This window comes from Sphingomonas sp. GW821-FHT10C01, from assembly GCF_059415525.1.
The window spans coordinates 139218-152704 of record NZ_JBWKNK010000003.1 but is presented as its reverse complement, the minus strand read 5'-3'; the positions used below and the strand labels follow the sequence as shown (position 1 = coordinate 152704).

9 protein-coding genes are annotated in these 13487 nt (G+C 66.1%); 6 read left to right on the top strand and 3 right to left on the bottom strand.

The features are described from left to right. Positions 1-129: 129 nt before the first annotated feature. Positions 130-1353, top strand: coding sequence for a dipeptidase (locus AC07M1_RS14710; RefSeq protein WP_495163375.1), 1224 nt, complete (start codon positions 130-132; stop codon positions 1351-1353). Positions 1354-1390: 37 nt separating this feature from the next. Here the strand turns inward: AC07M1_RS14710 and AC07M1_RS14705 are convergent, their stop codons facing one another. From AC07M1_RS14705 to AC07M1_RS14695, 3 genes are all read right to left on the bottom strand, one after another. Further along, the gene (locus AC07M1_RS14705; RefSeq protein ID WP_495163374.1) at positions 1391-2716 is read right to left on the bottom strand and encodes a dicarboxylate/amino acid:cation symporter; all 1326 of its coding nucleotides are present in this window, start codon (positions 2714-2716) and stop codon (positions 1391-1393) included. Further along, positions 2713-5112 carry a TonB-dependent receptor plug domain-containing protein gene (locus AC07M1_RS14700; RefSeq protein WP_495163373.1) on the bottom strand — a complete coding sequence of 800 codons (2400 nt, stop codon included), beginning with the start codon at positions 5110-5112 and terminating at the stop codon, positions 2713-2715. Before AC07M1_RS14700 ends, AC07M1_RS14705 begins: the two co-directional genes overlap by 4 nt. A gap of 131 nt (positions 5113-5243) precedes the next feature. Beyond that, complete coding sequence (locus AC07M1_RS14695; RefSeq protein WP_495163372.1) at positions 5244-6146, bottom strand: MurR/RpiR family transcriptional regulator; 903 nt, start codon at positions 6144-6146, stop codon at positions 5244-5246. A gap of 246 nt (positions 6147-6392) precedes the next feature. On the opposite strand from AC07M1_RS14695, the gene AC07M1_RS14690 reads away from it, so the two are divergent. The 5 genes from AC07M1_RS14690 (at position 6393) to AC07M1_RS14670 (ending at position 13482) form a co-directional block, all read left to right on the top strand. Beyond that, positions 6393-8594, top strand: a complete 2202-nt coding sequence (locus AC07M1_RS14690) for a TonB-dependent receptor plug domain-containing protein (protein ID WP_495163371.1) — start codon at positions 6393-6395, stop codon at positions 8592-8594. 120 nt (positions 8595-8714) lie between these two features. Then, the gene (locus AC07M1_RS14685; RefSeq protein WP_495163370.1) at positions 8715-9641 is read left to right on the top strand and encodes a phosphate/phosphite/phosphonate ABC transporter substrate-binding protein; all 927 of its coding nucleotides are present in this window, start codon (positions 8715-8717) and stop codon (positions 9639-9641) included. Positions 9642-9645: 4 nt separating this feature from the next. Further along, the gene (locus AC07M1_RS14680; RefSeq protein ID WP_495163369.1) at positions 9646-10350 is read left to right on the top strand and encodes a phosphonate ABC transporter ATP-binding protein; all 705 of its coding nucleotides are present in this window, start codon (positions 9646-9648) and stop codon (positions 10348-10350) included. Beyond that, on the top strand, positions 10347-11345 hold the full coding sequence (gene phnE / locus AC07M1_RS14675) for a phosphonate ABC transporter, permease protein PhnE (RefSeq protein WP_495163368.1): 999 nt from the start codon (positions 10347-10349) through the stop codon (positions 11343-11345). Before AC07M1_RS14680 ends, phnE begins: the two co-directional genes overlap by 4 nt. A 34-nt stretch (positions 11346-11379) precedes the next feature. Then, positions 11380-13482, top strand: a complete 2103-nt coding sequence (locus AC07M1_RS14670; RefSeq protein WP_495163367.1) for a phosphocholine-specific phospholipase C — start codon at positions 11380-11382, stop codon at positions 13480-13482. Positions 13483-13487 lie beyond the last annotated feature (5 nt).

Sequence of the window (13487 nt, the reverse complement as noted above, 5' to 3'; positions counted from 1 at the left end):
CGGCGATGGACGGTAACAGTTCCGGCCAATGGCCTGACTTCACCGGCTGAAAGCCGAATTTCCGCGTAAATCCTACTCAATCACTATAGATTGAGGATGGAGCCTGACCCTATCGGAGGAATCGTTTCGATGCGCAGGTTTCTACTCACGGGGCTGATCGCCACGACCGCACTCACGTTGGTACCGGCCGCGGGGGCCAAGGATGCCCCACTCCCGGCGGCGGCCGGAGTCCATGCCAAGGCGCTGGTGCTGGACGGCCATGCCGATGTGCTGCTGCCCGAAACGCCGCGACGCTACTATCTCCCCGATGGCGGGTCGCGCGTCGATGTTCCGCGCCTCAAGGCCGGCGGGGTCGATGCGGTGGTGCTGTCGGTCGCCGTCGGCCCGGGACCGCGCGACGCGGCGGGGGTTGCGGCGGCGCGTAAGGAAGCCGACGCCAAGCTCGCCTTGATCCGGAAGCTCGCCGCCGACAATCCGGCATCGGTCGGGATCGCGCGCTCACCCGCCGAAGTCGAGGCGCTGCACGCACGGGGCAAGATCGCGCTGATCATCGGCTTCCAGAACGCGCGCTCGATCGGCGGCGACGTGTCGCAGCTCGATAGCTTCTATCGCGACGGCGCGCGCGTGTTCGCGCTCAACCATGCCGGGCATAACGCATTCTCCGACAGCTCGCGTCCCGACAAGGAGCCGGTGGCGGAGCATAAGGGCCTGTCGCCGCTCGGGCGCGCGGCGGTGAAGCGGCTCAACGATCTGGGCGCGCTGATCGACGTGTCGCAACTCTCGACCGACGCGTTGCTGCAAACCCTCGCGCTCAGCCGGGCCCCGGTCGCGGCGACGCATTCCAACGTCCGCGCGCTGATCGACAACACCCGCAACCTGAGCGACGCAGAGCTCGACGCGATCAAGGCAAAGGGCGGGATCGTCCAGCTCACGCCCTTCTCCGCCTATCTGCATGTCGCGACGGAGGCGGAGCGGGCCAAGGTGTCCGCCGTCCGTGTCCGCTTCGGCCTGCCCGCTGCCTACAAGACCGCCTATGACGACAGCGACACACTGCCGCCCGCGAAGCGCGAAGCCTATCTCGACGCCGCCAGCGCCGCCGCGCCGCGCGCGACGCTTGCCGACTATGCCGACCATATCGACTATGTCGCGAAGCGGATCGGCTGGCAGCATGTCGGCATCGGCACCGATTTCGACCATGGCGCGGGCGTCACCGGCTTCGACAGCGAGGCCGAAGCGCCCAACGTCACCGCCGAGCTGCTGCGGCGCGGCTATTCCGCCGAGCAGATCAACGCGATCTGGGGTGGGAATTTCCTGCGTGTCTGGGGAGCGGCGCAGGCCGCGCGCGCCAGATAAATGCAGGACGGGCCGCCCGCCGGGGCGGCCCGCCACGTTATGCGGGCTGCGGCAACCGCTCGGTGCCGTCGAAGCGCGCTTCGTCCAGCACGCCTTCCCGCTTGGCCACGATCGCCGGCACCAGAATCTGTCCCGCGACGTTCACCGCGGTCCGCCCCATGTCGAGGATCGGGTCGATCGCGAGCAACAGTCCGACACCCTCCAGCGGAAGGCCGAGAGTCGACAGGGTGAGCGTCAGCATCACCGTCGCACCGGTCAGCCCGGCGGTCGCCGCCGATCCGATCACCGAGACGAAGGCGATCAGCACATAGCTCGCCAGGGTCAGTTCGATCCCGTAGAATTGCGCGACGAAGATCGCGGCGATGGCGGGATAGATCGCCGCGCAGCCGTCCATCTTGGTCGTCGCGCCGAGCGGCACGGCGAAGCTGGCATAGGCACGCGGCACGCCGAGCCGTTCGGCGGCCTCCTCGGTCACCGGCAAGGTGCCGATCGAGGAGCGCGAGACGAAGCCGAGCTGGATCGCCGGCCACGCCCCCGCGAAGAAGCGCAACGGGTTGAGCCCGTTCGCGGCGAGCAGCGTCGGATAGACCAGGGCGATTACCAGCAGCAGGCCGAGATAGACCGCGCCCGCGAACGCGCCGAGCGCCGACAGCGCATCCCAGCCATACCGCGCGACCGCGTCACCGATCAGCGCCGCGCTGCCGATCGGGGTCAGCGCGATCACCCACAGCAGCAGGCGGCGGAAAAGCGCGAGCGCCGAGGCGTTGAAGGCGAGGAACGGTTCGCCCTTCTCGCCGATCCGCACCGCCGCCGCGCCGACCGCGACCGCCGCGACGATGATCTGAAGGATGTTGAACGACAGCCCCGTGGTCGCGCGGCCATCGTTCAGCGTGGTCGAAGCGGTGAGCCCCAGGAAGTTGGCGGGCACCAGCCCCTTGAGGAAGTCGAGCCACGACCCGCTGGTCGCCGGCACCTTGGCCGCCGCAGGATCGATCCCGGCATGAAGCCCCGGCTGGATGACAAGGCCGAGCGTGATGCCGATCGTGACGGCGATCAGCGCGGTGACCGCGAACCAGAACAGTGTCCGCCACGCCAGCCGCGCGGCATTGTCGAGATCGCGCAGCGCCGCGATCGACGCGACGATCGCGGTGAAGACCAGAGGCGGCACCAGCGCCTTCAGCAGCTGGACGAAGATCTGCCCGATCGTGCGCAGCCCTTCTCCCAGTGCCGCGCCCGCGAGCTGGTCCGGACCCAGCGCGCGCGCGGCGAGCCCGAGCAGCAGCCCGAGCGCCATGCCCGCGAGCACCTGGACCCCGAACGACGGCAGCCGCCGCCGGGCACCGGCTGCCGTCACCTTGCTCACCAGCTCAGTCCGACGCGGGCGTAGAGGTAACGGCCACCAAAGCCGAAGGGCGAGTAATAGGGGAAGGCGACCACGCCGGTGGTGTTCTGGCTCGCCAGCGCCGCGTCGGGATAGACATCGAACAGATTGTTGACGCCGATCGCGAACTGCCCGCCCTTGACCGGCTGGTAACGCAGCTCAAGGTCGGTGACGACGTGGCGGCCGGTGTTGATGTCGGCGGTGGGCGTCGTACCCGGCTGGTTGACGTTGCCATAATAGGTCGCGCGCGCGGTGACCCCGATTCCGTCGAGCGACCAGTCGAGCGATCCGCTGACCTTCTCACCCGGTGTGCCTTGCTCCAGCGTCAGCACGCGGCTGCGCGCGAATAGCACCGGCGCCGGATTGATCGTCGCGGTCGAGGTCGGCACGCGGGTCACCTTGGTCTGGTTGACATTGCCCGCCAGCGTCAGGTCGAACTTGCCCGCACTCTCGGTGGTGAGGCGGTAATGCGCCACCACGTCGATCCCGCGGACGCGCGAGCGCAGCCCGTTGATGAAGAAGCGCGCGGCCTGGACGTTGAACGGCGCCAGGATCGCAGCGACCTGCGGGCTGAAGCTCGCCTGGATATTCTCCGACAGGCCGAGCTGGTCGCGCAGCCGGATCTGATAGGCGTCGACGGTCAGATCGAACCCGCCGCTGCGGATCACGGTGCCGACCGAGAAGTTGGTCGACTTTTCCGGTTCGAGCGGCTTGCCGCCCAGCGCCGCCGCGACCGGGCTGACCGAGGGGAAGGTACCGGTCAGGATCGGCGACCCGTTCTGGATGACCGACGCGACCGAGGTGAAATATTGCTGCTGCAGGCTCGGCGCGCGGAAACCGGTCGACGCGGTACCGCGCAGCGCCAGCCAGGGCGTGATGTCGTAACGCAGCGAGATCTTGCCGTTCGCGGTCTCGCCAAAGTCCGAATAATGTTCGACGCGTCCGGCCAGACCGATCAGGAACGTGTCGGTCAGCTGCGCCTCCAGGTCGAGATAGGCGCTGGCAGCACGGCGGCTGCGCTGGATCGCGTTGAGCGGAGAGAAGCCGCCAAAGCCCTGTGCGCCCGGCGCCTGACCCGGCACCGCGCCGCTGGTCGGATAGCCGTAGGAGGCCAGTTCGCCCGCTTCGATCTTGTAGCCCTCGCGGCGCCCTTCGACACCGAAGGCGACGTTGAGCGACCCCAGTATGTCGAAGGTCCGCGCGACGTCGAGGCCGGCGACCCACTGATCGTAGGTGATCGCGCCGTCATAGAAGTTCTTGGGCGACGCATTGCCATAGGCGTAGTTGGCGGAATCGAGCGTGTGGAAGTCGATCTGGTTGCGGCCGTAGCTGACGTTGAGATCGACGTTCCACCCGGCCAACTCGCCCTTGAGGCCGAGGGCGGTGTTCAGGTTGCGCGACTTGGTGTTGATCACCGGCAGGAAGCCGTTGGGCCAGATGCCCGACACCGCGGCGGCGGCGGCGGGCAGGCGCGGGAAGGCGACGCTGCGGCTGTCACGGTCCTGATAGCCGGCCCAGCCATAGAGGCTCCAGGTGTCGGAGATGCTGGTGCCCGCGTTGACGAAGCCGGTGAACTGCTCGACGCGCGGGTCGCCGAAGCGGCCGGTGATGCGGGTCGGTGTCACGCGCGGATCGTAATCGGCGCGGTTGGTCGCCTCGCGCTTCAGATACTCGCCCGAAACGGTGACGAAGCCGTCGGAGCCAAAGCCGAAGCCTTGCCAGACGCTGGCGGTGATCGATGGTTCACCGGTGGTGCTGCGCGATCCGCGCGCCGTGTTGATCTCGGTATTGTAGAAGCCATAGGTCAGCGTGGCGCCGCCGCCCGACCGTGCCTCGCGCAGGCGCAGGTTGATCACGCCCGCGATCGCGTCCGAGCCATATTGCGCCGATGCGCCGTCGCGCAGCACCTCGATCCGATCGAGCGCCGCAGTCGGAATGGTGTTGAGATCGACCGCCGAGGAACCGCGACCCACCGATCCGTTGGTGTTGAGCAGCGCGGAGCTGTTGGCGCGCACGCCGTTGATCAGCACCAGGGTCTGGTCGGGCTGCAGGCCGCGCAGCGTGGCGGGCCGGATCGCGTCGGTGCCGTCGACCGCCGAGGGTCGCGGGAAATCGATCGAGGGTGCGACCGCCGCGAGCGCCGCGCCAAGCTCGGTCGTGCCCTGATTGCGCAGCGTGTTGCCGCCGAGCACATCGACCGGCGATGCGGTGTCGAGCCGCGAGCGACCCGTGGCGCGCGTGCCGGTCACGACGATCTCGCTATCGCCAGTCTCCTGCGCTGTCGTGCCTTCCGTTTCCTGGGCGACGGCATAGGCAGGCGTGCCCGCCACCAGGGCGACGGTCGCCGCGAGGCGGAATTTGAACGGCACGTTACGCATGGGAACCCCTTTTCGATGAGGGGTTCCAAATCATACTTCAGAAGTGGGATTTGAAGCCTAGAAAAGATGTGCGGCTGTCAATGCGAGCTATGCGGTACGGCAGCCTCCCCGATCCGCGGCGGGTTCACGACCTAGAATCGCTTGATCGACAAGACCTCGAAGGTTTGGCGGAGCGTTTCGGTCGAACGGTCATAATCGTTGAGTGCAAGCGCCGCGATCAGCGCGTCGACCACACAAAGCTGTGCGATCCGACTTGCCATCGCCTCCGTCCGAAATCGCGTTTCGCGCGCCATGGTGAAGAGCACGATATCGGCATAGGCCTGAATCGGCGAACGCGCGAAGTTGGTGATCACGATCGTGCGTGCGCCCGCCTCCTTTGCCAGCCGGGTCGAAGCCACGGTCTCATGCGTCGCGCCGCTGTGCGAGATGGTGAGCACCGCGACATCGGGATCACAGCGCGAGGCGCTGATCGCCTGGACATGGCTGTCGATCACCACCCGCGCGTCGAGCCCGATCCGCATCATCCGGTAATGCGTATCCTCGGCAATCGGCGCCGACGAGCCGATGCCATAGATTTCGACACGCTTCGCGTTGCGGATGACGCCGACCGCCTTGCCCAGCGCCTGGGGATCGAGCACCGACAGCGAGTCGCTGAGCGCCTGGATCCCCGAGTGGAAGATCTTGCGACAGATCGTACCCATATCGTCATCGCGCGCGACATCCTCGTGGATGAACTGCACCGGTTGAACGATTTCCCGCGCCAGGCTGAGCTTTAGATGCTGGAAGCCGGTCAGCCCGATACCGCGGCAGAAATTGATGACGCTGCCTTCGCTGACCCCGACCGCGTCGGACAGTTCGGTCACCGACATGCGAACGATCTCGTCGGGCTGGGCCAGGATATAGTCGGCGATCCGGCGCGCGCCCTTGGACATTGAAGGTTGCGCAATCCTCATTCTTGAGAGCGCGTTCTCCACGGGGCCGTCATCGACGACTTTGCCCGAACCGTCACCCGCCTTGTCATCCAGCTTGCGCATTTTTCTGCTTTGAGCCGCCCTGTCGCTGATCGGAATCGCGATAATATCAGCGCTGGCCTCCAGTTCAATATTGAATCGAGCTCAAATTCTATAATCACAAAAATGATTCATATTCATTTTTGTGTCACAGGCCCTCCCTAGGCGGACCCGGCACGCCGCTGCGGTGCCGACATCGAATCGCCATTCCGGCGCGGGTCGGCCCCAGTTGCGGTGCACCGCTTCTCAAACGGGGGTTTCACCGTGCACATGCCTTCAACATTCCGCTCCGCCCTTTGTCTTGGCCTGCTCGCGACCGCCAGCGTGCTTCCGGGCATCGCGCATGCCAAGACCGACAGGGAAACCGCCGAAACCGAGGAGCGCTCCGACGAGGTCGTCGTCACCGGCAAGCAGGAGAAGGAAACCCCGCTCGCCGCGCAGGCCATCGAATATGGCAACCAGGTGCAGATCATCGACTCGCAGCAGATCGCGACGACGGGCGCGACCAATTTCGCCGAGATCGCGCAGTTCCTGATCAAGGGCGCCAATGTCGGCTACTCGCCGGATGAGGGCGAATATACGATCCGTCTCGACGGCGGCAGCGATCGCGACACGCTGGTCGTGCTCGACGGCGTCCCGCTGTACGATCGCGGCCCGGCGCTCGAGGATATCTGGGGCACCACCACGATCGATCCGCACATGATCGAGCGGGTCGAGGTCTTTCGCGGCGGCAACAGCCTGTTCTTTGGCAGCAATGGCGGGATCGGCGTGATCAGCCTGGTCACCAAGCGCCCCGATGGGACCAGCAAGTTCGAGTTTGGCGGCCAGTACGGCTCGTTCAACACGCGCGAGATCTGGGGCAATGCCAGCTTCCCGCTCGATTCAGCGGGACGCCACAGCGTGATGGTCTATGGCGGCACGATCCAGACCGACGGCCCGCGCATCTTCGCGCCTGAATCCTATGTCGACAATGTCGCGGCGGCGGGCGGCATCCAGAAATACCCGCTCAACCGCAGCAATATCGGCCTCAAATATCTGTTCAAGGTCGACGACAAGAGCGAGTTCCGCATCGGCGGCCAGTACACCCAGATCGAGTTCCAGGACCCGTTCCCCGACAACGAGACCTATTCGCCCAATCGCGTGCGCTATCCGATCGTCGACTTCACGCTCGATCGCCGCTGGTCGGACCGGCTGTACACCGAGATCGCGGGTTATTGGAGCAATCCCCAGCTCAACAACACCGAGACCTTTGCCGAAATCTGCAAGATCGCCACGGGCTGCCCCGACCCGTCGGGCGGCAAGCTGATCCCGTTCGGCAACGCCACCGGGAAATCGATCCCCTATCCCAACAAGGGGTTCGGCAAGGATTCGAAGGTCGGCGGTTTCCGCGAGCTGGGCTTCAACTTTCGCAACACGCTGACCCTGCCCAATTTGTTGGAGCTGGTTACCGGCGTTCAGATCGTCTCGTACAAGAACGATTCCGATCCGGTCTTCCCGATCTCGAACAAGTCGAACACGATCACCGGCCTCTATGCCGATCTGCGCCCGGTCATTCCGTTCAGTCCGGAAACCAAGCTGTCGCTGGCGGTCCGCACCGATTTCGCGGACAGCTTCGGCTCGCGCACGATCTGGAAATTCGGTTTCCGCCAGCCGGTTGGCGATTTCTACATCCGTGGCAATGGCGGCACGTCCTACAGCCTGCCGCGCACCAACGAGCTCTTCCTCGAAACCCCGACCTCGATCGGCAACCCCAACCTCAAGACCGAGCAGACCGAAACCTTCAATGGCGGGATCGGCTTCACGAAGACGCTCGGCGACGTCCAGATCAACGCCGAAATCGGCGCCTTCCGCACCAATGTCACCGGCCGCATCCAGACCAAGCTGCCCAAGGACGCCGCCGAAGCCGCGGCTGCGGGTGTCATCAACTGGAAGCCCGGCCAGTCGATCTTCTTCAACAACACGCCGGTGACGGAGATTCGCGGCCTCACCGCTGATCTCGACGTCCTGATCGGCCGCAACTTCTCGCTCAACGTCAACTTCACCCGGCAGAAGGCGCATCTCGCCGACAGCGACCTGCAGATCAACGAGACGCCCGAGTATATGATCGGCGGCAATGTCGCCTGGCACAGCCCGGACAACCGGTTCCACCTGACGCTCTATCCGCGCTACCAGGGCCCCGAATATGCCACCGGCGGCGTCAACAACGCGCTGCGCCACAATTTCGGCAACTATTTCCTGCTCAACGGATCGATCGGCTTCTGGGCCGGGGACAAGCAGCAACACCGGTTCCAGCTGCGCCTCGTCAACATCTTCGACGAGAAATATGGCGAGCGCTACGGCTACGGCAACATGCGCTTCAGCTCGGCGTTCATCCGCGGCGACATCAAGGTCAACACCCCGGCCTATTTCTACGGCTATGCGTTCGAGGGCAAGCCGCGCAGCATCTACGCCTCCTACACCACCAAGTTCTGACGTTTCGGGCCGGTGCCGGAAACGGCGCCGGCCCGTGCGATCGCGAAGGATTCCGGTTCATGGCGCTGTCACAGCTCAAGCGTAGCGCGCACCCGTCCCGCCGGACGAGGGAGAGTGCGTATGCTGCAAAAGACGATCGCGATCGGACTGGCGGCGCTGCTCGCTGTCGGTGCCGGCTGGTTTGCGAAGACGCCCGGCACGCCACCACCAGCCGCGCTGCGCGTACTCCTGATCCCCGCCGATGGCGGCACCGAGAGCGGGACGCTCGCCGACTATCGGCCCATCTTCAACGCGATCGCGCACCAAACCGGGCTTCGCTTCGACCTCAGGGTCGCGCAATCCTATGGCGGGGTGGTTGAGGCGATGTGCAACAACGCCACCGACATCGCCTTTGTCGGCCCCGTCACCTATCTGCAAGCACGCGAACGCCATTGCGCCGAGCTGCTTGCCGTCGCGGTCAAGGGCGGCCGCTCGGTCTATTATTCCGGGCTGTTCGTCCGCACCGACGCGCCGTTCCGGGCGATCGGCGATCTGCGTGGCCATCGCGTGGCCTTCGGGGATCTCAACTCGACCGCGGCGTTCCTGTTTCCCGTCACCATGCTGATGGATGCGGGCATCGATCCGTCGCGCGACCTGTCCGAAGTGCGGATCGCGGGCTCGCATTCGGCGAGCTTGACCGCGTTGCTCGCGGGCAAGGTCGACGCAGCGGCGCTCTCTTTCGAATCCTATGACAAGGCGGTGCGTGCCGATCTGCCCGGTGTCCGCAAGGTCCGCGTGCTCGCGCGCAGCGAACCCATCCCCTATCCGCCGCTGATCCTGAGCACCCGCCTGCCCGCCGCGACGCGCGCGAAGCTGCGCGACGCCTTTGAAAAGATCAGCCACAGTCCGGGCGTCACCCCCGAGATGATCCGCGGCTATGGCGGCGCGCAGGTCGACGGCTACGATGCAGACGTCACGCCGGCGCATTTCCGGTCGGCCGAGATCAGGATGGCCCAGGTGAGCGGCCCGCTGAAGGCGGCGCTGCTGCGCAAGGCGGCGGAGCGCTAGACGGATGGAGGTCCGCTTCGATGATGTGACGGTGGCGTTCGGCGAGCTTATGGCCCTTGATCGCCTGACGCTGGAAATTCCGACGGGCCAGTTCTGTGCGATCCTTGGCGGTTCGGGCGCGGGCAAGTCCAGTTTGCTGCGTTGCGTGAGCGGGCTGGGGCATCTCAAAACCGGTCGCGTGACGATCGACGGCATTGCCCCCTCCGCGACGCTTCGGCGACAGATCGGCGTGATTCCGCAAGCCTTCGGCCTGTCCGGCCGCGCGCGCGTCGCCACCAATGTCATGGCGGCACAAGCATCGCATGGGCCACTCTGGCGTGCGCTGGCCGGCCGCTATCGAGCGGCGGACCGCGAGCGGGCGACTTCCCTGCTCGCAGCGCTCGGCCTGGAGGAGGGCCAGCTCGCCCGCCGTACCGACGCGCTGTCGGGTGGCCAGCAACAGCGGGTCGCGATCGCGCGCGCGCTGTTGCCCGCGCCCCGGCTGATTCTGGCGGACGAACCGGTGGCCAGCCTCGACCCCGCAACCGCTGAGCGAGCGCTGACCGTGCTGCGCGAAGAAGCGCGGCGGAGCGGCACGACGATCCTGTGCACGCTTCACCAGCCCGAACTCGCGCGACGCTTCGCCGACCGGGTCATCACGATCGACCGTGGCACGATCGTCGAGACGGTGCCCGGTCACGATGCGGGAATGCGGAGGGTACAGGCATGACCAGCCCGGCCACACCCTGGCGTTTTCCCCCGCTATTCGGACATCGCACGCTCGCGATGCTGCTCGGCACACTGGCTGTCCTCTGGATCACCGCTCAACGCGTGGAAATCCCGCGCATGGTTGCACTCACCAGCGAAGCGGTGCTGGTGCCGCTGGGGCTGGCCGAGCGTTCGCAGGTTGGCGACGGACTTGGCGCCACGCTGGGCCAGCTGGTGCCGATCCAGCTTTCGACCCGGCGTGAGATCGCGCGGATCGAGGGGTTCGACCCCAGCCGTCTGCCCCCGTTCGCGCATATCGAGACCGTCGAGACCCGCGTCGCCGAACTCAACCCCGATACGTTGCGCAGCGAGACCCGCACCGTCCGCACCGGCTGGCTGGTCGAACCGTTCGGCTATCTGTTCCTGGTCGCGGCGAAGATGCTCGAGACGATCGAGATCGCGCTCTGGGGAACGCTGTTCGCGGTCTCGATCGGCTGGCCGCTCGCCTTCATGGGCGCGCGCAACCTGACGCCGCACCCCGCGATCGGCGCGGGCGCGCGTGCCATCGCCGCGTTCCTGCGGGCCATGCCCGAGCTGATCGCGGCGCTGTTCCTTGTCATCGCATTCGGCTTCGGGCCGATCGCCGGCGTGCTCGCGCTCGCCTTTCACTCCGCGGGCTTTCTCGGCAAATTCTATGCCGACGATATCGAGGATGCCGATCCGCGCCCGCAGGCAGCGCTGCAGGCGATGGGCGCCGGGCGGATCGCCATTTGGCGCTTCGCCATTCTGCCCGAAGTCCTGCCCCAGCATATCGCCTGCACCCTCTATGCGCTCGATCGCAACGTCCGCATGGCGACGGTGATCGGGCTCGTCGGCGCGGGCGGCATCGGACAGGAGCTCAAGGGCCGCTTCGACCTCTACGAATATGGTCATGTCGGCACGATCCTGATCGCGATCTTCCTCGTCATCCTTTCGCTTGACCTGATCGCCGCGCGCGCGCGCCGGGTCTGGCAGTGATTGCTCATTCCCCCTTTCCTCCGGAGCACCAACCATGAGCCAGTCGAGACGCGATTTCCTGAAGGCCGCAGGCGTCGCCGGGTCCGCCGCCGCCGTTCACGCCAGCATCGGCCGGGCGCTCGCCATTCCGGCGAAGCGGACGACGGGCACGATCCGCGACGTCCGCCACATCGTCATCCTGATGCAGGAAAACCGCTCCTTCGATCACTATTTCGGGACGATGAAGGGCGTGCGTGGCTTTGGCGATCGCCATCCGATCCCGCTGCCCGGCGGCAAGACGGTGTGGGCGCAGAGCAACGGCGCGCGCGACCTGCCGCCCTTCCACCTCGATACCGCGACGACCAATGCGCTCAAGGTGCCGGGCACGCCGCACAGCTTCGCCGACGCGCAGGCGGCGTGGAACCAGGGCAAGTTCGGGCTGTGGCCCAAGTTCAAGACCGATTACTCGATGGGCTATTACCGGCGCGAGGACATCCCGTTTCAGTTCGCGCTCGCCGAAGCGTTCACGATCTGTGACGCCTATCATTGCTCGATCACCACCGGCACCGATCCCAACCGCATCGTCTTCTGGTCGGGCTCCAACTTCGATCCAGCGGTCGCGGCCAAGGGCATCAACTGTCGCGACGATCGGTCCGAGCCCAATAATCTGCGCTGCTGGATCAAGGGCGCACTGCCCGAGCCGGGCTATACCTATGCCGGCAACGCGCTCGAATGGGCGACAATCCCCGAAGTCCTGGAAGCCGCCGGGGTCGACTGGCGCATCTATCAGGATCCCAACGACAACTGGACCGGGGCGATGCACGGCGGCCTCGCCTTCAAGGGTTTCCGCGAGGCGAAACCGGGATCGCCGCTGTTCGAGCGCGGCATGTCGCATCACTCGCTCGAAACGCTCGCGGAAGACGCCAGGAACGGCACGCTGCCCGCGGTCAGCTGGGTATTGCCGCCAAAGGAATGGTCGGAGCATCCCTCCGCCTCGACCCCGATCGAAGGGGCCGAATTCACCGCGCGCGTGCTCGATGCGCTGACCGCCAATCCGGACACCTGGGCCAGCACGGTGTTCTTCCAGACCTTCGACGAGAATGACGGGCTGTTCGATCACCTCCCGCCCTCGGCGCCGCCTTCCTACAACGCCGACGGCACGCTCGCGGGCAAGGCGACGCTGCCGCTGCCCGGACATTATTTCGACGATCATGAGGACAAATACACCTCGCGCGACGACACCATAACCGGCACCACGCGCCCCTTCGGCCTGGGCCCGCGCGTGCCGATGTATGTGGTCTCGCCGTGGAGCAAGGGTGGCTGGGTCAACAGCCAGGTGTTCGATCATACCTCGGTCGGCCAGTTCATCGAGCAGCGCTTCGGCGTCACCATTCCGGCGATCAGCCCCTGGCATCGCGCGGTCTGTGGCGACCTCACCTCATGCTTCGACTTCTCCAAGGCGGCGGACGCGACCTTCCCGGCACTGCCCGATGTCAGCGGATCGGGTGCGATCCTCGCGGCGCACCTCAAGCGCGGCAAGGCCCTGCCGCCGCGTGCCGCCGAGGCGCTGTTTCAGGAAAGGGGTCTGCGCCGCTCCCGCGCGCTGCCCTATCTGCTCCATGTCGATGCGCGGATCGACAAGGCGCGCAACGCCATCACGCTCGACTTCATCAATGACGGCAAGGCGGGGGCGGTGTTCCACGTCTATGACCGCAGCGCCCTGGACCGCATTCCGCGCCGCTATACGGTCGAGGCCGGCAAGCGGATCGACGATAGCTGGGCTGCCGGGTCCGACGGCGGGTTTGACCTGTGGGTACTCGGCCCTAACGGATTTCACCGGAGCTTTCGCGGCACGCTCGGCGCCGCCTCGGTCGCGGCGCGTCTTTCCGCTCGCTACGATATCAAGGCGCATGCGCTCAGACTCGACTTCGCGGATACCAGCGCGGGTAAAGCGGTGATCGGGAATGACGCCTATGATCCGTCGGCGTCCCGAGGGGTGACGATTGCCGCTGGGCGCGCGACCGTCGAGCTATGGAAGCTCGCTAGGGATCATGGCTGGTATGACCTGACGGTGTCGCAGCCGGGTATCGAGATCCGCCTTGCCGGTCGTGTCGAGCGCGGAGCCGACGGGATCAGCGACCCGCTGATGTTCGCTTAGCGGGC

Coding starts and splice junctions, on each gene's coding strand:
- AC07M1_RS14710 (WP_495163375.1), top strand. CDS start 130: ATGCGCAGGTTTCTACTCACGGGGCTGATCGCCACGACCGCACTCACG.
- AC07M1_RS14700 (WP_495163373.1), bottom strand. CDS start 5,112: ATGCGTAACGTGCCGTTCAAATTCCGCCTCGCGGCGACCGTCGCCCTG.
- AC07M1_RS14695 (WP_495163372.1), bottom strand. CDS start 6,146: ATGCGCAAGCTGGATGACAAGGCGGGTGACGGTTCGGGCAAAGTCGTC.
- AC07M1_RS14690 (WP_495163371.1), top strand. CDS start 6,393: ATGCCTTCAACATTCCGCTCCGCCCTTTGTCTTGGCCTGCTCGCGACC.
- AC07M1_RS14685 (WP_495163370.1), top strand. CDS start 8,715: ATGCTGCAAAAGACGATCGCGATCGGACTGGCGGCGCTGCTCGCTGTC.
- AC07M1_RS14680 (WP_495163369.1), top strand. CDS start 9,646: ATGGAGGTCCGCTTCGATGATGTGACGGTGGCGTTCGGCGAGCTTATG.
- phnE (WP_495163368.1), top strand. CDS start 10,347: ATGACCAGCCCGGCCACACCCTGGCGTTTTCCCCCGCTATTCGGACAT.
- AC07M1_RS14670 (WP_495163367.1), top strand. CDS start 11,380: ATGAGCCAGTCGAGACGCGATTTCCTGAAGGCCGCAGGCGTCGCCGGG.